Raw genomic sequence first — 21,911 nt, 5'->3', positions numbered from 1 at the left:
ATGCTGGAGTTTTTTCAATTATTTATTAGGAGTTTCCCAGACCTTTGTTTCAGAACAGCTTAAATCAATCCACTTATCGCCACATTTAAGCTTGAAGTCACCTTTCTCCAGACGCCACTTGCCGTCATAACCTACAAAGGCCAGATCACTTCCCTTTATCTTCATGATTACGGTCTTCGTCTCACCTGGCTGCAAGGATATCTTATCAAAGTTACGCAAACGGATATTGTCTGGAGTACTGCTGGCAACCATATCTTTTGAATACAGAAGAACAGCCTCTTTACCTGCGACACTTCCGGTATTCGTCACATCTACTGAAACGGTTATTTCATCATCGGATGTAAACGAAGTCTTGTCTGCACGGAGATTATCATAGCTGTATGTTGTATAGCTCAAACCGAAACCGAACGGCCACTGGACATCCATCACTGAATCATAGTTATAGTTACCGCCCATCTGACCCATATTCTCACAAGGCTTGTAATCATAGGTAGCTATGGCATTGATATATTTAGGATATGTGAATGGCATCTTGGCACTGAAGTTGGCATCACCGCACATAAGGTTAGCCAAGGCGTCGCCACCATAGTTGCTTGGAAGCATCACGTTGATTACTCCCTGGGCCAAAGGCTCTATATCGTTTATGATACGTGGGCGGCCCTGATTCAATACCAACACTATAGGCTTGCCGGTCTTTGACAGTGCCTTAACAAGATTACGCTGGTTTTCTGACAATGTTAGATCTGTAAGATTTCCAGGGGTCTCGCAATAGGAGTTCTCACCTATACATGCAACTATAACATCGGCACGCGAAGCTGCTGATACGGCCTTACCTATTTCCGGAGTGTTCTCCTCCCACCAGTTGTCATTCTTATATGGGGCATATGTGACACCAGGCTCATAAATGATATTCTCCTTGCCATACTTGTTGCACAATGCTTCGTATATAGTATTATATGCCTGTGCACACTCGTCGGCACGGTGTCCCTGCCAGCTGTATGACCATCCGCCATTGAGACAACGCATCGAATTTGCATTTGGACCGGTCAGAAGTATCTTCTTTCCTTTCTTTATTGGAAGGACATTATTCTCGTTCTTCAAAAGGACTTCAGATTCCTCGGCTGCCTGAAGGGCTACTGCAGCGAATTCTGCTGAACCGAATTTGTCATACTTATTGATATCCCAATATGGATTTTCAAACAAGCCCAAACGGTATTTGAGACGAAGGACACGAGATACGGCATCGTCTATTCTGCTCATTGGAACCTCACCCTCTTCTACCAGTTCTTTCAGATAAGTGCAGAAACTTACCTCATATGGAACCATGGACATGTCTATTCCGGCATTGATCGCTATCTTTATGGCTTCTTTCTTAGTAGCGGCTATATGGTCGCGGGTACAGAGATTGTTGATATCGGCCCAGTCGGTTACAACCATACCGTCCCAGTTTAAGTCTTCTTTCAGCCATTCTGTCAGGAACTCACGGTTGGCATGGAAAGGCATACCGTTGTCAACACCGGAATTCACCATTACGCTCAATGCACCGTTACGAACTGCGGCAAGGAAAGGAGCAAAATGCTTCTCGCGCATGTCACTACGGGATATTGAAGAAGGAGTACGGTCCTTACCGGAAACAGGAACACCGTAACCCATATAGTGTTTCATACAGGCTGCGACATTATACTCGCCGATATGATTTGGGTCTTCACCCTGAAAACCGGCAACGGCTGCCTTACCCATCTCGGCATTTACATAGCAGTCCTCACCGTAGTTCTCCCACATACGAGACCAGCGTGGGTCACGGCCCAAATCAACGACAGGAGCATATGTCCATGGAATACATCCGGCCTTGGTCTCGTAGGCAGAAATTTCTGCTCCCTTACGGACAAGGTCACGGTTAAAAGAAGAAGCCATGTTTATACCTTGTGGGAACATGGTACCGCCTAGAGTATAAGTCGTTCCATGTATCTGATCGACACCATATATACAAGGGATTCCTATTTCCTTCATGGAAATGTCCTGAATCTGCTTTATTGCCTCGGCCCATTTCTCCTTGGTCTGTGCGATACTCAAAGGGACATTAAGGAGTGAACCTACCTTATATTTCCCTATTACCGTGTCGAGCATAGCAGGATTAAGCACAAAGCCGTGTTTCTTGCTTTCCTCAAAATCGCTTACCACATCTATTGTTATTTCACACATCTGACCTATCTTTTCTTCCAAGGTCATCTTGCCAAGCCATTCCTTTATGTTGGCTTCAATCTCAGGATCTGATGGGATGGCAGCAGGAACTTTTTTCTCCGGTCCGCTGCACGAACTCACGCCTACGCATAAAGCAGAGGCGATAAACAGGTTCTTTAGTTGATTCATAGTTATTTATATTTGAAATTTATAATGTAATCTTTATCTCTCTCTGTATCAAGTTGTAAGATTCCTTTGGAACTATACTCTTTACCATTAACCGTTATCATACTACAATATTCCGGAAGTTTAATCTTTAATTCAGGCATCCAACCACCTTTTATTATAGCCTGCACAACTTTACCATTCTTCCATTTCAGTCCAACGGTAGCTCCGCCTCTCACCTTCATGCCATAGAATTCACCTTCTTGCCAGCTATCTGGTATTGCCGGTAGCAAACTAACGAAACCATCCTGACTTTGAAGAAGCATTTCTCCTATACCAGAAGTTCCACCCCAGTTTCCATCCATCTGAAATGGCGGATGCGAACAAAACAGATTTGGGAATGTACCACTGCCATGCTGTTTAGGGTTATCATGAGTGTATGCAGGATACAGCAGGCTCTTGAACAGTTTATAAGCTCTATTACCATCACCCAAACGTGCCCAAAAATTAATTTTCCATGCACGGCTCCATCCGGTACCTTCATCTCCGCGTCTGTTTAAAGTCACCTTACATGCCTCAGCCAACTCAGGAGTATTATAAACCGAAATCTGATTGCCTGGATGCAATCCATATAAATGCGACACATGACGATGGTGTACATCTGTTTCCTCATAATCTTCAAGCCATTCCATCAGGTAACCTTTCTTACTAATCTGATGAGGAGGAAGCTGACATATAGCCTTCTTCAAAGAGTCTGCATACAATGAATCGACAGACAATATATGTGATGCCGTTATTACATTAGAATATAATTCTCGAACCAGCTGTATGTCCATAGTAGGTCCCATACAGACACTTATGGGTGTACGGTCTTTCCCTTTCAGATAAAAAGAATTTTCAGGCGATGATGTAGGAGCTGTTACCAGCCATCCATGTTTTGGTTCTTTTACCATGGTAGAATAGAAGAACTCGGATGCTCCTTTAAGAATAGGATAAATCTCCGACAGATAGTTTCTGTCTCCGGTAAAAAGATAATGTTCCCAAAGATGCGCACAGAGCCATGCCCCACCTGTATTTGTAGCTCCCCACGACGGATGTTCTCCGGGAGCTGTGTAATTCCATACATTTGTCATCATATGAAGCACCCATCCTCTGGCGTTTTCTCCATAAAAGGACTTGGCACTCTCCTCACCGCTTTCTACCAGACGTTTCACCAAATCAATCAATGGAAGATAAAGTTCTGTCAGGTTACCCTGTTCCAATGGCCAATGGTTCATCTGGACATTAATATTTGTATGATAATCTCCATTCCATGGAGTGCCAGGCTCATTTGCCCATAAGCCCTGCAAATTTGGAGGAAGACATCCCGGGCGTGTACTGCTTATCAGCAGATACCTTCCATAATTATAATATAATGCAGCCAGTGAAGGATCGTCTGACGACTGAAAACTCTCTATACGTTTGTCAGTAGTAAGATGTGAAGTCTTGGCATTATCAGGCAAATGAATTCCCACACGGTGAAAATAATCGCCGTACGCCAAAATTGCTTCTGCTTTAAGTTTGTTCCAGTCATAATCCAAGACATTATCCAAAACACGTTCAGCCTCAGTAGAATACACCTCTCCATTCAGATACGAAGTCTTAGCTGATACAAACAGCCATGCTTCATCAGCATTTCGTACAGATATATAATTCTCCCCGGTTTCCCTCTCCACTTTATCTCCAAGACCTACAACACTTGTTATGGCCGAATATCGTACACCTCTTGCCTTGCTTCCGCTATCAAGTTCGCCAGATATAAGAAGTTTGCCGTCAGAAGGACTTTTTACTTCTCCTCTCTCAGGTCTGCTCATATTCATTCTGAAAGATATTGAATTCTTTTTATCAGCCTTTATGTGTACAACCATTACATCTGCAGTTCTGGATACATAATACTCACGTACATAATTTACTCCACCTTTTCTGAAAGAAGTATAAGCAACACTCTCACTCAAGTCCAACCAACGTCTGTAATCGCTCATGCTTTCATCGGCAAGCGGATAGAAATATTCTATATCCATATCGGCAAGCATCTGATACGCACCGTAAGTACCACCCTTTTCAGGTTTCTTAGGTACAAAGCTTTTATACATAAGCTCCTGTGCTTCCTTATTTTTTCCTTTAAAAAGCAGACTGCGTATTTCAGACAAACTGGTTGATGCTTCAGGATTAAGATAATCAGCCTCCGAACCACTCCACATACTTATCTCATTGAGAACAATACGTTCCTTATCTGTTCCGCCGTCAGGCATCATTCCAAGTCTTCCATTTCCCAAAGGTAAAGTTTCCTCCCACTGTGCAGCCGGTTCGTCATACCATAATACCATCTCAGGACGTCTTAGTTCAGGCAAAAGATCCATTCCTGTAATAGATTTATAAATAGTCTCAGCAATTATCCTCGCGCCATACTTGTTCGGATGCACCCCATCCTGATATTCATTTGGATAATAAGGTCTCATAGCTGTATTGAGGTCTATCATACTGATGTTCCGTTCCACAGCCACTTCTTTTATAATCGGAATTATGCAATTATATATTATACTGTCATTTATTCCCCAACCTTTATTCTCTGAAGGAATAGGCAAACACAAGTATATTTTAGGTGAAGACGACAAAGCTGAAAAACTATCCAACAATGTATTCAAATCATGCTTAAAGCCATCCTTATGTTGCCAGTTATGAGGTTTGGAGTCATTTGTACCAAGTTTTATTGTAACAATGTCCGGTAGAAATTCAAGCGCGTCCTTAAAACGCTGTTCCTTCATATAAGGCAGATCGCCTTTCATGAGCAGCGTCCTGGCACTAAGACCAAAATTTCCCACTTCGTAATCATCACCCAATAAAGACTGAAGAACAGACGGATAACTTTCCACCGACGGATTTTCCAGACCAAAGCCTTCAGTTATACTGTTACCTACGCATGCCACCTTAATATTGTCTGCCTTAACAGTAAAAACTCCTAATGACAGAATCAATAATAAAAAATTTAAGATCTTCATTTTGCCTTATATTTTAAATATTTGAAATCAGCAAAAGTATTTGATTTTTCTGATGCCGACACTGCATACAGACCAATTATCACACCGGTAAATCCACCGGCTGTTTCACTACTTAAATATCTGGTATTCATTTTACCTATCTCATGATATACCCCATCAACAGTATAGCCAAAGTAATAATAACTGATGTCTGACTTTATATTGAGTTCAATGTCAGCTTTTTTTGTCAGAGAAACGACTTTCTCTATATGTTCCATTTCACCCAATTTATATCTTAAAACTACTGACAGGGTATTATCATCATTCTGTTGCAGGAACAAATCATAATGCGAATCGAACTCCATAAATATTGTCAGTCCTGCTTCATCACCTGCATTTTTACTTTCCAAAGATACTGAAGTAGCAGCTTCCATGTCAAAATCCGTCTGACGGATGCCAACGAACGTAGGACTTTTCCTTTGACTCAAAGTAACCGGAGTAGCCATAAGTCTTAAATTTCCATTCTTAAATCTGTAGTTTTCCTTTATAGGATTCTGCAGATGAAGCCATTCAGAAGATAATACTTCGTTTTTGAAATCAATCTTTTCTGGTCGTTCTGCAACCGGATAAAGTGGCAAAGTAGGAACATCCATTTTTAACGAAATCGTTCCATTACCATTCACTACCGGCCACGCATTCTTGTCCCATCTCACTGGTGCTAGGAATGTTTCTCTTCCCAATGTATGATGAAATCCTGGCATAGCCCTATATGCCAGACATACCATCCACCATGAACCATCTTCAGCCTCAATGATGTCTGCATGTCCAGTTCCCTGAATCTGATTTGTTTCAGCTGCCTGACATGCATGTGTCAGTATCGGATTTGCAGGATTACCGATATAAGGTCCGTCAATAAATCTGCTTCGTGCTATAGTTATACTGTGAGCGACCTCTGTTCCACCTTCGGAAATCAACAGATAATACCATCCGTCCTTTTTATAGATATGAGGACCTTCAGGATATCTTCCACCCGTACCACTCCATATTTTTCTAGATGGTGTGAGTTGCTCTCCAGTCATAGGATTTATCTCACACAATACGATATATCCTCCCGGATTGCTTACCATATAACATTTTCCATCTTCAAAATACAATGACGGATCTATGCCTCCCTGTTCAAGCCATACAGGTTCAGACCATTCCCCTCTTGGATCTTTTGTATGAACCAAGAAGTTTCTTCCACCATCAGAGACATTGGTAGTAATCATATAGAACGTACCATTATCATAACGGATAGTAGGAGCATAAATACCTCCGCCGGCCCCGGCTCCATCAAGCTTTAATTGTGAATTTCTGGTGAGACAGTTACCAATCTGTTCCCAATTGACAAGATCACGGCTATAAAAAAGCGGCACACCTGGAAAATACTGGAAACTGCTGTTTACAAGATAATACCCATCATCAGCCTTACATACACTTGGGTCCGGATGAAAACCTGGAATCACAGGATTTTCATATCCTTGAGCAAAGATTTCAATAACACAGAAAACAAGAAAAAACAAATAAAGTCGAATGTTTTGCATAAGTTTTTAAAGTTAATAGTATTTACTACTGCAAATATACTAGATAAAAACAATTATAATATCACCTTTTGCCTCTATTAGAATATGCGAAATGTTTATAATGAGGGTACTAAATGATAAATAACAATATATATTCACTACAAAGTCCTGAAAACAGCATTAAGCCGTATATCATCAGAAGATGCCCCTATTCCAATTTTTCTTTTTATGTTTGGAAGAACAAATCTATCCTGTGTTTCATCCCAGATTTGCAACTCAGAATAAGGAACCTCAAGCTCTACCCTAACCGTTTCTCCTTTACGAACGAATACACGCTTGAATGCCTTGAGCTGTTTTATTGGTTCTCCGGATAATCGTTTATGTGGAGATACATAAAGCTGAACGACTTCTTCACCATCAAACTTCCCTGTATTTTTCAAACTGAAACTCACCTTTAAAGTATCACCTTTTGAAATCTCATAATCGGAAACCACAACCTTGGAATATTCAAAATCCGTATAACTCAGCCCATAGCCAAACGGATAAAGAGGTTCCTTTTCAAAATACATGTAAGTACGTCCCTTAGTTATATCATAATCCATCATATGCGGCAAATCATTTATATCCTTTACCCATGTTTGAGTAAGTCTTCCTGCAGGATTATATCGTCCAAACAATACATCTGTAACAGCATGCCCAAGTTCCTGGCTACAATTAGTCAGATGAACAAGAGCAGGCAACTGCTTATCTGCTTTATTTATAGCATAAGGGAAACTGCTTATCAACACGCCAACTGTATTGGGATTAACCTTATTTACCTGCAACATAAGTTCTTCCTGATCCAACTGTATAGACTGCCGGTCAACAGCTTCTTTTCCTTCGCCTATAACAGGAGCCTGTTCCCATCCTGCATTGCAAGTAGGATGATTTCCCACACAAACTATCGCAACATCAGCCCAAGCGGCAACACTTCTTGCACTATCCATCTTATTACTCTCAACATATTTCACCTCAATACTATTTCCAGCCTCTTCCTTAATGGCATCAATAACACTGACGGTATAAAATGGTTTTCCTGAGTACCAGTCTTGCAATACTTCAGACGCACGCCTTCCTATAACAGCTATCTTCTTTATTTTTTTCTTATCCAGAGGTAATAGATTGTTCTTATTTTTGAGCAATACAACCGATTTACGTGTTGCCTCACGTACCAGTTCTTTAGTTTTCGGCTTATTCCATGGAGCTACTGTATCTGTTACTCCTATACCTGAATACGGATTATCCTGAGATCCGTCAAGCAAACCCAACTTTAAAGAAATCCACATATTTCCTCTTATGGCTTTATCTATATCTTTTTCAGTAATCAGCTTACGATTCAAGGCATCATATACAGCATCTTTATACTCATCAAGGAACTTTGTGATTCCTGCCTTTATACATGCTGCCGCGGCAGCTCCACGATCGTTGTCAAACTTTTTATGAGCACTAAGTAATAATTTGAAAGCACCTCCATCAGTAAGCAGGGTTCCTTTAAGTCCCCACTCATCCATTACTACATCACGTAATACAGGATGCATTATGCATGGAATTCCATTATAGGCATTATATGCTGTCATCAATGTTTGCGAACCACCCTCAGTTACACCCTTATAAAAAGGATAGGAATAGTACTCTCTAAATAATTTGTCTGAATAATCAGAAGAAGAATAAGTACGTCCACATTCGTTACTGTTAGACAGGAAATGCTTCATCAACGATGCGTTTCTCCAATATTTTGGATGTTCACCTTGAATACCCTTAATAAAAGCCACTGCAAGACAAGAAGTAAGAAAGGCATCTTCACCATAACACTCCTCTGTACGTCCCCAACGTGGGTCTCTGCCTAAATCAACATTAGGAGTCCACATAATCAGTCCGCTTTTACGGTATTTCGCATTCTGAAACAAATATCTGTTCTCTGTACTTATATATGTAGCTACTCTGTACAATAAATCTGTATCCCAAGTCTCACCAAGACCATAGGCCTGGGGAAAAACTGTTGTCGGCGTATTCTCCCTTTCTCCGTAAGTTGGTCCTCCCAATACAATACCATGCAATCCTTCTACACTACCTGATGCCTGTATCCCAAGCCGTGGAATGCGTGTGTTATTTCCCAAAGCATCCACCTTTTCATCAAGTGTCATTTTTGAAATTAAGTCATCCAGCCGTTGTTCTTCATTTGCTGAATGATTATTAAAGAAGTTCTGAGAGTGTACTCCCAATGCCGAAAGAAACAGCACGGCTACTAAAAATTTTTTATGTGTTCCCATAAATTATACTTTAAAATAATTATTTACAAATCTAAGTAATAATGGGTCTATATCAAATACATAAGATGTTATATAAAGACATATAAAAACATATTATACCATTGTTAGAAACAAATAGAACTATAAAGCTTAAGCCAATGTTGTAAAAAAGCATTATCCGGAAAATCAGATTCTTATGCCAGGTTAGGAAATTCAGGAATTAATGAATTATTATAAGTATAAAATATGGCTAGAACAAACAATGTACAGAACAGAAACAAATCAGTACCCATTGTATCATTTCTTTTTAATTATTTTGCAACCGAAAACATGAAGGAAACATGTTGACTATAGCTAATCATAATTTTTTAACAATTAAAAAAAGTACCATGAGTAAACACTTATCAGTAAAATGCACTCATTTGCATTTATGTAGCTTATCAATGGTTTTTATGCTATTGTTTTTGCCTTGTATGGCAATAAAGGCTACTTCTCAGAACTTGACAGTTTCGGGTGTTGTAACTTCTGCTTCAGACAAAATGCCATTAATCGGTGTTAGTGTTCTAGTAAAAGGAACTACCAATGGAACTATCACAGACTTTGACGGAAAATACTCTTTAGGAGTAGAAAATGGCCAGACACTGGTATTCTCTTACATCTGATGCGGCAACAAAAGAATATGATGCATCACTCATATGTACTGCTAATGGATGGTGGCCTAATTATCAAGGAACTAGCGATGTAAAAATTAAAGGAAACGGTACATATACCATAAAATTGAAACCAGAAGCAAAATACAACGGTGTAATAGTATTTGTTATTGATATTCTTGAAATGTTTAGTGACATTGCAGATCCTGAAGCTGTAAATGTAACAATAGATAGTCTGAAAATATTATAAAACTATCATTATAGGACATGCATGTTGCACTGTTAGCATTATGCATGTCTTTTTTTATAACCTAAAATATCTTTTGTATGAATAAACTATATACAATATTTTTATATTTCCTAATATGTCTAGTCAATGTCCTTCCAACATCATGTAGAGAAGAAGCACAAACTGAAGACCCATTTCTAAAAGTCTCAAAAGAAAAAATATCATTCCCGAGAAACGAATCAGAGGAGATATTATACATACAGTCTAATATTAATTACTCTATCTCATCTGATAAAGAATGGTGTACAGTCATACAGGAAGAATCAACATCAACTCAAACAGATAAATATCTGATAAAAGTTTCTGAAAATTCAGAAACAGAAAACAGAACTGCAACTATAACCATAAACTCTTCCATTAAAAATTTACAAATTGTTGTAGAACAAACAGCTGGTTATGGACTGATTGTTAAAGAAAAATCGTATCAAATACCATCACAGGGAGGAACATTCACCATTGAACTCACAACAAATGGAGAATATTCTTATTCTTTAGACAATAGCTGGATTACTGAAACTACAGACTCGAAATCAAGCGCGATGAAGGATTACAAACTGGATTTTAATGTTTCGGCAAACCATGGTCAGGAAAGAACAGGGAATATAACATTTACATTAGGGAATATCAAAGAAACAGTAACTGTCAAACAGGAAGCAGGCGAACCGGCAACTGTTTCAGGAGAGACTCCAATGGAAATATGTACCAGCTTAGGTTTAGGATGGAATCTGGGTAATCAGCTTGATGCACATAATGACGGTATTGCCGAAGAAACAGCATGGGGTAACCAGCCTACAACACAGGCTTTGTTTGATCAACTGGCAGCGACAGGATTTACTTCCGTAAGAATACCGGTTACATGGCTAGGACATATAGGTGAGGCTCCTAACTACACTATTGATGCAGAATATCTTAACCGAGTAGCGGAAGTAGTGGGGTATGCAGAAAGTGCCGGATTAAATGCCATCATAAACATACATCATGACGGAGCTGACAGCAATTACTGGCTGAACATTAAAGATGCAGCAAAAGATGAAACATTAAATACTTCTATCAAAGAACAGATTACTGCCATATGGACACAAATAGCAAATAAATTCAAAGATAAAGGGAACTTCCTTGTATTTGAATCAATGAACGAAATCCACGATGGAGGATGGGGATGGGGTGAAAATCTCACTGACGGAGGAAAACAATATACTGTCCTTAACGAATGGAATCAGGTATTTGTAGATGCAGTACGTGCAACAGGTGGCAATAACACAAATCGTTATTTAGGAGTTCCGGGATATGTAACAAACATAGACCTTACTGTGGAACATTTCGTTTTACCCAAAGATATAGTCAATAACCGATTAATGGTTGCTGTCCACTTCTATTCTCCAAATGAGTTCACACTTAATGATGAATACTCCGAATGGGGACATACAGGAGATTCTTCTAAAAAGCCAAACTGGGGCGATGAAGAATATCTGAAAAGCCAACTCAATAGAATGAAAACAAAATTCATAGACAACGGCATACCTGCATATATAGGCGAAATAGGATGTGTACACAGAAGCAACGAACGTTCGGAAGCTTTCCGTTTATACTACCTGGAATATTTATGTAAAGCAGCAAAAGAATATGGTATGGCACCTTTTTATTGGGATAACGGCAGTGCATCGGCAGGAAAAGAATGTTCCGGATTATTCAACCATGCTACAGGAGAAATACTTAATAACGCACTGGAAGTTATTGAAGTAATGAAGCGTGGAATATTCGACAACAGTGAGTCATATACTTTGGAACATGTTTATGAAAATGCACCTTTATAATTTTGAAAAACAGTTATCATAAGACATTTACAAAAAACTACAACAAAGTTCTAAAGCAAAACGGCATTCGGGCATTACCCGGATGCCGTTTTAATTATATCGTGTATAGATAAAAGTAACTTCATAAAAATTCATTCAGAACTTTACCCATTGTCGAGCCTTGTATAAACGCAAATTGATATATATTTTAGAAGATTAATGTCCATTAAACTATTTTCATTATATTTGTAGCAACACTTATTAATACAGTTTTATGAAATTACACCTATCAATAATCTTCATTTATATATCAATTCTAGCCGGATACTGTCAAAAATATCAATTCAAACACATTGATGTATCCAATGGCCTACCTAATAACTTCGTTCGTTCTATTTATAAGGACAAAGATGGCTTTATGTGGTTTGGAACACAAACAGGTCTATGCAGATACGATGGTTATGATCTAAAAAACTATTTTCACATTGATGGTGATAACACTTCCATTCCTGACAATACTATAAATAGTATCCAAGAAGCAACAGACAACAAACTTGTTGTAGAAACAATGAAAGGGTATGCTATATTGGATAAAAAGACTGAGAAATTTTCAAGCAACTTATCATCAATATTACCCAATATAGATAAAAAAAATATAAGTAAAGTCTATATACAGTCGGATGATAAAATATGGATATTCTCAACTGATAACGGAGGAGAACTTTATTGTAATGATAAATTAGCCATAAAATTAGACCATAAGCTGCTGAATGGAAGTAACGTAACAGATATCAAATCTTGCGATAATGATATTATTCTTGTTTTCAATTATGGACAAATTGTATGCATAGATAGTGAAAAGAATAAAATCAGATGGATTAATGCTGATATTCGGGGAAAAATAAAATGTGGAAGAGATATGACTTTTTCTGCTTTTATTGACAAAGAAAAAATGGCATGGATATATTCCGCTGAAGGTGTATGGATATATAATCTAAATACACAATCATGGGAAACCAATATCGCAAAGAATATTGATTATAAGAATGATATGGTTCACTGTATCTCACAGGATAATAAAGGAAGAATATGGATTGGAAAAGATTATAATGGAATTGAGATATTAGACAAAAGATACGGTTCAACAGAGAAACTACATTTTGATGAAAAGAACGAAAGAAGTATCTCTCAAAATACAGTCTATACGATATACACTGATAGAAATGGATTAGTATGGGTTGGAACATATAAGAAAGGAATTTCTTATTATGGAGAAAATATTTTCAAGTTCGGGATGAACTATATAGACGACATTACGAGCATAGAACAATTAAACGATTCAATATTATGCCTTGGAACAAATGGTAGCGGAATTATTTTATGGAACAATAAATCAAACTGTATTACAAAAAAATATGAAACAGGGAATGCTCCTTTAGTAACACTGTATAAATCAAAGAATGGAGACATTTGGGGAGGAACATTCAACGGAGGACTTATACACATAAAGAATAATAATATCGATAGAATTAAACAAGGAGAAAACAATCTGAAAAGCAACAATATATGGTCAATAATAGAAGATAATAAAAACGGATTATATATTGGATACATAGATGCAGGAATACAATATCTTAACATAGATACAAGAAAGATTGAAGATATAGGGTTCTATGATTCTGAATCTGTGACTTCATTATTACTTCTTAATGACGAAGAACTATTGGTAGGAACTTCTACAAACGGATGTAAAATATTCAATATAAAGAAAAAGGCTGTAACCGAAGAATTTACGGAACAAAACAGTAAACTTAGAAATAACCGTATAAATCATATTTTCAAGGACAGTAAAGGATTAGTATGGCTTGGTACACAAAGTGGTATTAACATATATAATCCTAAAACTAAAAAATCATTAGAAGTTGAAAACAATATTCTTAATGAAAGCTTTATTTCTGCAATAACAGAAGATAATGAAGGCAATATATGGATATCGGCAAGCAGAAAAGTTATAAAGATTGAGAACATAAATATCCAAAATGATAAGATAACATGTAATTCATTGATGTACAACAACATGGATGGATTACAGAATTGCGATTTCAATTTGAAATCCATAAAGAAACTGAATAATGGAACAATTGTAGCCGGGGGTATATATGGTTTAAATATTATTGAACCAACAAATATGTACTATAACACCACTTTACCGAAAGTAAACTTTACCGGACTAACTCTATCAGGAGAAACTGTAAATATAGATGAGAGAACAGATGGAGAAATTATACTAAATGAGGACTTAAACTACATAAGCGAACTTAAACTAAAATACGACCAGAATATTTTTGCCATATCACTGTCAACAGACAACTACAGCCTACCTGAAAAGGTCAGATACATGTACAAACTGGAAGGATTTAAAGATGAGTGGGTTACATTGGCAGAAGGCGTTCATGACATCACATTCACATATTTAAACCCAGGCAACTATACACTAAAGGTAAAAGCAATAAATAATGACGGATATATGGGAGACGAAGTATCCGAACTGAAAATAAAGATTTTACCTCCATTCTGGTTGACATGGTGGGCATTTATATGCTATTTTATATTTGCGATTATAATCCTTTTATACGCAAGACATCGCTTGTTAAAACATGAGCGGGAAAAATTCAGACTACAACAAATAGAACAGGAAGCTCGAAAGAATGAAGAAATAAACAATATGAAGTTCAGGTTCTTTACAAACATAAGCCATGAACTGAGAACTCCGCTTACTCTCATCATAGCACCGCTTGAGGATTTGCTGAAGAATACCGAAGACAATGATGAAAAGAAAATTCTTCAGATGATGAACAGAAATGCACAAAGGTTGCTCATGCTTGTAAACCAGCTTTTAGACTTCAGAAAGGGAGAAATGAGCAAGCATAAACTATCTTTGGGCGAAGGCGATATAGTAACATTTATACATGGAGTATGCGATTCATTCTTGCTTATGGCCGAAAAGAAGGATATACAGTTCTCTTTCTTTTCCGGAGTAGATAACTTCTCTATGGCATTCGATGCAGACAAGATTGGTAAAATAGTGATGAATCTTCTCTCAAATGCTTTCAAGTTCACTCCTCACGGCGGAAGAATAAATGTAATGATAGACAGAATTGACAATGAAAATATTCTTGAGATAAAAGTATCTGATACAGGAATCGGTATAAGCGATTCGGACAAGGAACATATCTTTGACAGATTCTATCAAAGTGACAATAAAAACATAGAACAGCAGGAAAGCACAGGCTCCGGAATAGGATTAAGTCTGGTAAGAGATTTCGTACAGTTACATGAAGGAACTGTCGATGTTTTCGACAACATAGGAAAAGGAAGCGTTTTTGTTGTTCACATACCAATAAAACATGTAACAAATACCATTCCAGAAGAGACAGAAGAAAGAAAGGTTGTGCCCGACATGGAATCAATAGAAAACTCAGACGAAAACGGAAATCTGCCTTTGTTATTAATAGTTGACGACAATGAGGATTTCAGGACTTATCTGAAATATAGTCTTGAACTGCAATATAGAGTAAAACTTGCAGAAAACGGACAAAAGGCATGGGACATCCTCAATAATTCTCACGAACTGCCTGACTTAATAATTAGCGACATAATGATGCCTGTAATGGATGGTAATACATTATGCAAAAAGATAAAAGAAGATAAAAGGACTTCACATATTCCGGTAATACTTCTTTCTGCCAAACACGCAACGGAATCCAAGCTACAGGGACTTGAGCTTGGAGCAGATGATTATGTAACCAAACCTTTTAACATAACAATACTTGTTCTAAGGATAAGAAAGCTTATTGAACTTAGCCGATACAATAAATCAAAAGGAACAATAGATCCTTCTCCAAGCGAGATTGTGATAACATCACTTGACGAGAAACTTATTGAGAAAGCAATAAAATATGTAGAAGACAATATATCACGAAGTGAGCTGTCTGTAGAAGAACTAAGCAGTGAGCTTGGCATGAGCAGAGTACACCTTTACAAGAAGCTTCTTCAAATAACAGGTAAGACACCGATAGAATTTATACGTGTAATAAGACTGAAACGTGCTGCCCAACTGTTACGCGAAAGTCAGCTCCATGTCTCAGAAGTTGCATTTGAAGTGGGATTCAACAACCCTAAATACTTCAGCAGATATTTCAAGGAAGAATTTGGTGTTTTGCCGTCTGTATATCAGGAAAAAAAGGGTAAATAACAAAACATATACATTTATGAAACATTTTATAATGTTTCATCATAAAATAATCACCTGATACAAAACATATAGATATAATATCTATGCTTATTAATTTTTAATTTTGCGATATAGGATTTCACAAAATCCAAAACCGATTAATCATTGACCAAAAAATTAATTTCAAATATCAACAAATTAAGATTATGAATATGAAAAGCATGTATTATTGTCTTTTTGCAGGCCTTTTGCTTGGAGCATGCTCTGACAATGTTTACGAGATGACCGATAATGGTGTAATCGTAAAAGTGCAGAATCCAGGCAACGACAATGCAAAACTTATCCGTCTTCAGGTTATGGGTGATAAACTTATCCATGTATCGGCAACCCCTGAAAAGAAATTCTCTGATGACAAAAGTCTTATTGTTATTCCTCAAAAGGAAAAGACATCATTCGATGTAGCAAACAATGGCGACACTGTTTCAATATCTACAAATGACATAAACGCTTATGTTCTTGCCTCTACAGGTGAGTTGTGGTTTACTGATAAAAACGGAAAAGTAATTCTACAGGAAAACAAAGGTGGAGGAAAGACTTTTACCCCTATAGAAATTGAAGGTACAAAAGGATATTCTATAAGACAAGTTTTCGAATCACCGGAAAGCGAAGCTTTCTACGGACTAGGACAGCATCAGGCTGAAGAATTCAACTACAAAGGTAAAAACGAAGAACTGTTCCAGTACAACACTAAAGTTTCAATACCTTTCATCGTATCAAATAAAAACTATGGTGTTTTGTTGGACAGCTATTCACTCTGCCGCTTCGGAAATCCTAATGACTATTCGCAACTGGGAGAAGTGTTCAAACTATACGACAAAGAAGGTGTTGAAGGTGCGATTACAGGTACATACGTTCCAGAAAAGAATGCATCATCAGAAACTATAGTCAGACGTGAGCCTCAGCTATACTTCGAACACCTGAAAAGAGAGGATTTGTCTAAAGTAGTAAATCTTCCAGAAAACTTCCCATTCATGGGAGCAAACGTAACATACGAAGGTATGATTGAACCTTCCGAAACAGGTGAATTCAAGTTTATTTTATATTATGCCGGCTATACAAAAGTATATATCGACAACAAACTGGTAGTACCGGAAAGATGGCGTACTGCATGGAATCCTAACAGCTACAAATTCTCAGTTAATCTGGAAAAAGGAAAAAGAGTTCCTCTTAAAATTGAATGGAAGCCAGACGGTGCCGTATCTTATTCAGGATTACGTGTAATGAGCCCTGTAGCTCCTGAAGAACAGGGAAAGCAGTCATGGTGGAGCGAAATGACAAAACAGCTTGACTACTACTTTATTGCAGGAGACGACATGGACGACGTAATCAGCGGATACAGAACTCTTACCGGAAAATCACCTATCATGCCTAAATGGGCTATGGGTTTCTGGCAGAGCAGGGAAAAATATAACACTGCTGATGAAATGCTGGGAGCACTGAAAGGTTTCAGAGACAGAAATATTCCTATCGACAATATCGTGCTTGACTGGAATCACTGGCCGGAAGACGCATGGGGAAGCCATGAATTCGACAAAAACCGTTTCCCTAATCCTAAAGCTATGGTTGACTCAATACATGCGATGAACGCACATATGATGATCTCCGTTTGGCCTAAATTCTATACTACAACCGAACATTATAAAGAGTTCGACAAGAACGGATGGATTTATCAGCAGTCTGTAAAAGACAGCCTGAGAGACTGGGTTGGTCCAGGTTATACTTACGGATTCTACGATGCATACGATGCTGATGCACGCAAGCTGTTCTGGAACCAGATGTACGAACATTATTATCCGTTGGGTATAGACGCATGGTGGATGGATGCCAGCGAACCTAATGTGAGAGACTGTACAGACTTACAATACAGAAAAGACTTGTGCGGACCTACTGCACTTGGACCTTCTGCCGAGTATTTCAATGCATACGCACTGATGAATGCCGAAGCAATCTATAACGGTCAGAGAAGTGTGGACAACAACAAACGTGTATTCTTGCTTACACGTTCAGGATTTGCCGGACTGCAAAGATACTCTACTGCAACATGGAGCGGTGATATAGGTACAAGATGGGAAGACATGAAAGCGCAGATTATGGCCGGACTTAACTTTGCAATAAGCGGTGTTCCATACTGGACTATGGATATCGGAGGTTTCTGTGTAGAAAACAGATATGTAGCCGGACAGCAGCAGTGGAACAAGAACAAGACAGAAAATGCCGACTACAAGGAATGGAGAGAGCTGAATGCAAGATGGTATCAGTTCGGAGCATTCTGTCCGCTATACCGCGCACACGGACAATACCCATTCCGTGAAATCTGGGAAATTGCACCTGAAGGACACCCGGCATACAATTCTGTAATTTACTATTCTAAACTGAGATATAGCCTTATGCCATACATCTACTCACTGGCAGGTATGACTTGGTTCAACGATTACACTATCATGCGTCCTCTTGTAATGGATTTCACTGCCGATACAAATGTAAATAATATTGGTGACCAATACATGTTCGGTCCGTCAATCATGGTATCACCGGTATATAAATATGGAGAACGCCAGCGTGAAGTATATTTCCCTAAATCTGCAGGATGGTATGATTTCTATACAGGAAAATTCCAGCAGGGAGGAGAAAAGAAACTGGTTGACGCACCATACGAACGTATGCCTTTGTTCGTACGTGCCGGTTCAATCATTCCTTTCGGTCCAGAAATACGATATACTTCTGAAAAACAGCCTGAACATATAAAACTTTATGTTTATCAGGGTGACGACGCTTCATTTACTTTGTACGAAGACGAAGGTGTAAACTACAACTACGAACAGGGTAAATACAATATGATTGAGATGAATTACAATGAAGACACCAAAGAGCTTGTAATATCAGACAGAAAAGGTGAATACGACGGAATGTTGAAAGAACGCACATTCGAAATCGTAAAAGTGAACAAGGAAAACCCTGATGCTTTCGACAAGAAATCAAAAGGTATAATCGTTAAGTATAACGGTAAATCACAAACAGTCAAATTGTAATCAATGAAATTATTTACATACATAGGTATATTTTGCTGCATGCTCCTGGGGGCATGCAGCTCTGTATCTGTATCCCCAAGGGAAAAGATATGCTTCAATGACAACTGGTCATTCTCCCTGAGTGACAATCCCAAAGCATCAGAAACAGATTTCGATGATAAGGAATGGAGAGTATTAAACCTTCCTCACGATTGGGCCATAGAAGGTGATTTCAGTAAGGACAATCCATCGGGAACAGGTGGTGGTGCTTTACCGGGAGGAACAGGTTGGTACAGAAAGACATTTGTTCCGGGAAATGAAGATTCCGACAAGATAATAAGAATAGATTTTGACGGTATATATATGAACAGTGAAGTGTTCATAAATGGCCAATCATTGGGTAAACGTCCATACGGCTATATCTCATTCGGTTACGACATAACTCCATATCTGAAATGGAATGAAAAGAATGTAATAGCAGTCCGTGTAGATAACTCAGAACAACCGAATTCCAGATGGTATTCAGGATGTGGTATATACAGAAATGTATGGTTGACCAAAACAAACCCTGTACATGTTGACGAATGGGGAACTTATGTCACAACTTCTGAAATCAGTAACGACAATGCGACATTAAACATTGTGACCACAGTACAAAACTCAGGCAATAACAATGAAACAGTAACCCTGAAATCTATACTGAACGATATGGATGGCTCAATCGTTGCCGAGACGGAATCATCTGTTTCTGTTGTTGCAGGACAGAAATCCGATATAAGCCACACCCTGAATATCTCATCACCGAAATTATGGGATATAGAGAATCCGTATTTGTACTTCCTCGTCACAGAAGTTATCAAAGACGGCAAATGTATTGACAGATACACCACAACTACGGGAGTACGTGATTTCAAGTTTGATGCCGAAAAAGGATTTATCCTGAACGGCAAACAGACTAAAATTAATGGTGTGTGTATGCACCACGACCTTGGATGTCTGGGAGCTGCCGTAAACACCAGAGCTATAGAAAGACAGCTGCAGATTCTGAAAGAGATGGGATGCAACGGTATCCGCTGTTCACACAATCCGCCTGCACCTGAATTGCTTGACTTATGCGACAAGATGGGATTCATTGTAATGGACGAGGCATTCGACATGTGGCGCAAGAAAAAGACATCACACGACTATGCAAGATACTTCAACGAATGGCATGAAAAGGATCTACGCGATTTTATATTACGCGACCGTAACCATCCTTCAATATTCGTATGGAGTATAGGCAATGAAGTGCTGGAGCAGTGGAGCGATGCAAAAGCCGACACACTATCATTGGAAGAAGCCAACCTCATACTTAACTTCGGACATTCTGCAGACATGCTGGCTAAAGACGGAGAAATGAGTGTAAACTCACTTTTGACAAAAAAACTGGCTGATTTTGTTAGAGAACTTGACCCTACACGTCCGATTACTGCAGGATGCAATGAGCCTAATCCCGGAAACCACCTGTTTAAATCAGGAGCTCTTGACATAATAGGATACAATTATCATAACGCCAACATCCCTGACGTTCCAAAGAACTTCCCAGGCAAGCCTTTCATTATTACTGAAAGTAATTCGGCTCTGATGACAAGAGGATACTACCGTATGCCTAGTAATGAGATGTTCATATGGCCTGAACGCTGGGACAAACCTTTCTATGATGAAAGTTTCTCATGTTCTTCATATGAGAACTGCCATGTTCCATGGGGTAACACTCACGAGGAAAACATAAAACTGGTAAGAAATAATGATTTTATCAGCGGACAGTACATCTGGACAGGATTTGACTATATAGGTGAACCGACTCCATACGGATGGCCTGCAAGAAGTTCCTACTTTGGAATCGTCGATCTGGCAGGTTTCCCTAAAGACGTTTATTATCTGTATCAGGCAGAATGGACAAACAAACAAGTACTGCACCTGTTCCCTCACTGGAACTGGACTGAAGGACAGGAAATAGACATGTGGTGCTACTACAACAATGCCGATGAGGTTGAACTTTTCATAAATGGCGAGTCGCAAGGAATACGCAGTAAAGACGAGGACAACCTGCACGTGGTATGGAGGGTTAAGTTCATACCAGGTACTGTTAAGGTCGTTGCAAGAAAGAATGGCAACATTATTGCTGAAAAAGAAATACATACAGCCGGAACTCCACATAAGATAAGACTTACTCCTGACAGAAATATCATAACAGCGGACGGAAAGGATTTGAGCTTTGTCACTGTAGAAGTGCTGGATAAAGACAATAATTTGTGTCCTCTTTCTGAAAATCTTATTAATTTTGAAGTTAAAGGTAATGCTTTCATTGCCGGTGTTGACAATGGTTGCCAGACATCAATGGAACGTTTCAAGGACAATAAACGCAAGGCATTTAACGGAAAATGTCTGGTAGTATTACAGAATAATGGAGAAAAAGGAACAGCCACATTAACAGCAAATTCCAATGGTTTGGAAAGCTCAACTATAGAAATCAAATCAAAATAAATATATAACCATGAAATTCCCATGAGATAAAAAAATCACGCCAAAGAGAATGTAAATAGTCAAGCTGAAGTTACCTTTGTATAGTGTAACCCTAAATGTATCAGTTATGGCAGAAGTGACATTCCCTCAGTTGATACA

The 21,911-nt window shown here is 38.5% G+C and carries 10 protein-coding genes; 6 read left to right on the top strand and 4 right to left on the bottom strand.

Annotated features, from left to right (window positions below; translation table 11 throughout):
* Positions 1 to 18 precede the first annotated feature (18 nt).
* The 4 genes from I6E11_RS04900 to I6E11_RS04885 all read right to left on the bottom strand — a co-directional run bounded on the left by I6E11_RS04900 (position 19) and on the right by I6E11_RS04885 (position 9,234).
* Positions 19 to 2,370 carry a glycoside hydrolase family 3 N-terminal domain-containing protein gene (locus I6E11_RS04900; RefSeq protein WP_235336730.1) on the bottom strand — a complete coding sequence of 784 codons (2,352 nt, stop codon included), beginning with the start codon at positions 2,368 to 2,370 and terminating at the stop codon, positions 19 to 21.
* A gap of 2 nt (positions 2,371 to 2,372) precedes the next feature.
* On the bottom strand, positions 2,373 to 5,384 hold the full coding sequence (locus I6E11_RS04895) for a glycosyl hydrolase family 95 catalytic domain-containing protein (RefSeq protein ID WP_235336729.1): 3,012 nt from the start codon (positions 5,382 to 5,384) through the stop codon (positions 2,373 to 2,375).
* Positions 5,381 to 6,946: a glycoside hydrolase family 43 protein gene (locus I6E11_RS04890; protein WP_235336728.1), complete on the bottom strand. Its 1,566-nt coding sequence runs from the start codon at positions 6,944 to 6,946 to the stop codon at positions 5,381 to 5,383. Before I6E11_RS04890 ends, I6E11_RS04895 begins: the two co-directional genes overlap by 4 nt.
* Before the next feature lie 137 nt (positions 6,947 to 7,083).
* Positions 7,084 to 9,234 (bottom strand): glycoside hydrolase family 3 C-terminal domain-containing protein, encoded by a 2,151-nt coding sequence (locus I6E11_RS04885; RefSeq protein WP_235336726.1) that lies wholly within the window; start codon positions 9,232 to 9,234, stop codon positions 7,084 to 7,086.
* Between the two features lie 431 nt (positions 9,235 to 9,665).
* On the opposite strand from I6E11_RS04885, the gene I6E11_RS04880 reads away from it, so the two are divergent.
* From I6E11_RS04880 to I6E11_RS04855, 6 genes are all read left to right on the top strand, one after another.
* Entirely contained in the window at positions 9,666 to 9,875 is a 210-nt protein-coding gene (locus tag I6E11_RS04880) for a carboxypeptidase-like regulatory domain-containing protein (RefSeq protein WP_394800099.1), read from the top strand.
* On the top strand, positions 9,844 to 10,113 hold the full coding sequence (locus tag I6E11_RS04875) for a hypothetical protein (protein ID WP_235336725.1): 270 nt from the start codon (positions 9,844 to 9,846) through the stop codon (positions 10,111 to 10,113). The genes I6E11_RS04880 and I6E11_RS04875 overlap by 32 nt, the downstream gene beginning before the upstream one ends.
* A 77-nt stretch (positions 10,114 to 10,190) precedes the next feature.
* Positions 10,191 to 11,966 (top strand): cellulase family glycosylhydrolase, encoded by a 1,776-nt coding sequence (locus I6E11_RS04870; RefSeq protein WP_235336724.1) that lies wholly within the window; start codon positions 10,191 to 10,193, stop codon positions 11,964 to 11,966.
* 253 nt (positions 11,967 to 12,219) lie between these two features.
* Positions 12,220 to 16,200 carry a hybrid sensor histidine kinase/response regulator transcription factor gene (locus I6E11_RS04865; RefSeq protein WP_394800098.1) on the top strand — a complete coding sequence of 1,327 codons (3,981 nt, stop codon included), beginning with the start codon at positions 12,220 to 12,222 and terminating at the stop codon, positions 16,198 to 16,200.
* 185 nt (positions 16,201 to 16,385) lie between these two features.
* Positions 16,386 to 19,268, top strand: coding sequence for a TIM-barrel domain-containing protein (locus I6E11_RS04860; RefSeq protein ID WP_235336722.1), 2,883 nt, complete (start codon positions 16,386 to 16,388; stop codon positions 19,266 to 19,268).
* Between the two features lie 3 nt (positions 19,269 to 19,271).
* A complete protein-coding gene (locus tag I6E11_RS04855) occupies positions 19,272 to 21,773 on the top strand; it encodes a glycoside hydrolase family 2 TIM barrel-domain containing protein (protein ID WP_235336721.1) in 2,502 nt (833 codons plus the stop codon).
* Positions 21,774 to 21,911: the final 138 nt, after the last annotated feature.

This window comes from Bacteroides caecigallinarum (genome assembly GCF_021531075.1).
In the GTDB taxonomy this organism is placed as follows: Bacteria; Bacteroidota; Bacteroidia; order Bacteroidales; family Bacteroidaceae; genus Phocaeicola; species Phocaeicola caecigallinarum_B.
Note: the sequence above shows the minus strand (reverse complement) of the source record. Positions and strands in the feature narration are given on the sequence as shown.

Bases quoted from the DNA above. Each gene is read 5' to 3' on its own strand.
- I6E11_RS04870 (WP_235336724.1), top strand. From the start codon at position 10,191: ATGAATAAACTATATACAATATTTTTATATTTCCTAATATGTCTAGTC.
- I6E11_RS04895 (WP_235336729.1), bottom strand. From the start codon at position 5,384: ATGAAGATCTTAAATTTTTTATTATTGATTCTGTCATTAGGAGTTTTT.
- I6E11_RS04900 (WP_235336730.1), bottom strand. From the start codon at position 2,370: ATGAATCAACTAAAGAACCTGTTTATCGCCTCTGCTTTATGCGTAGGC.
- I6E11_RS04880 (WP_394800099.1), top strand. From the start codon at position 9,666: ATGCTATTGTTTTTGCCTTGTATGGCAATAAAGGCTACTTCTCAGAAC.
- I6E11_RS04865 (WP_394800098.1), top strand. From the start codon at position 12,220: ATGAAATTACACCTATCAATAATCTTCATTTATATATCAATTCTAGCC.
- I6E11_RS04885 (WP_235336726.1), bottom strand. From the start codon at position 9,234: ATGGGAACACATAAAAAATTTTTAGTAGCCGTGCTGTTTCTTTCGGCA.
- I6E11_RS04855 (WP_235336721.1), top strand. From the start codon at position 19,272: ATGAAATTATTTACATACATAGGTATATTTTGCTGCATGCTCCTGGGG.
- I6E11_RS04875 (WP_235336725.1), top strand. From the start codon at position 9,844: ATGGCCAGACACTGGTATTCTCTTACATCTGATGCGGCAACAAAAGAA.
- I6E11_RS04890 (WP_235336728.1), bottom strand. From the start codon at position 6,946: ATGCAAAACATTCGACTTTATTTGTTTTTTCTTGTTTTCTGTGTTATT.
- I6E11_RS04860 (WP_235336722.1), top strand. From the start codon at position 16,386: ATGAATATGAAAAGCATGTATTATTGTCTTTTTGCAGGCCTTTTGCTT.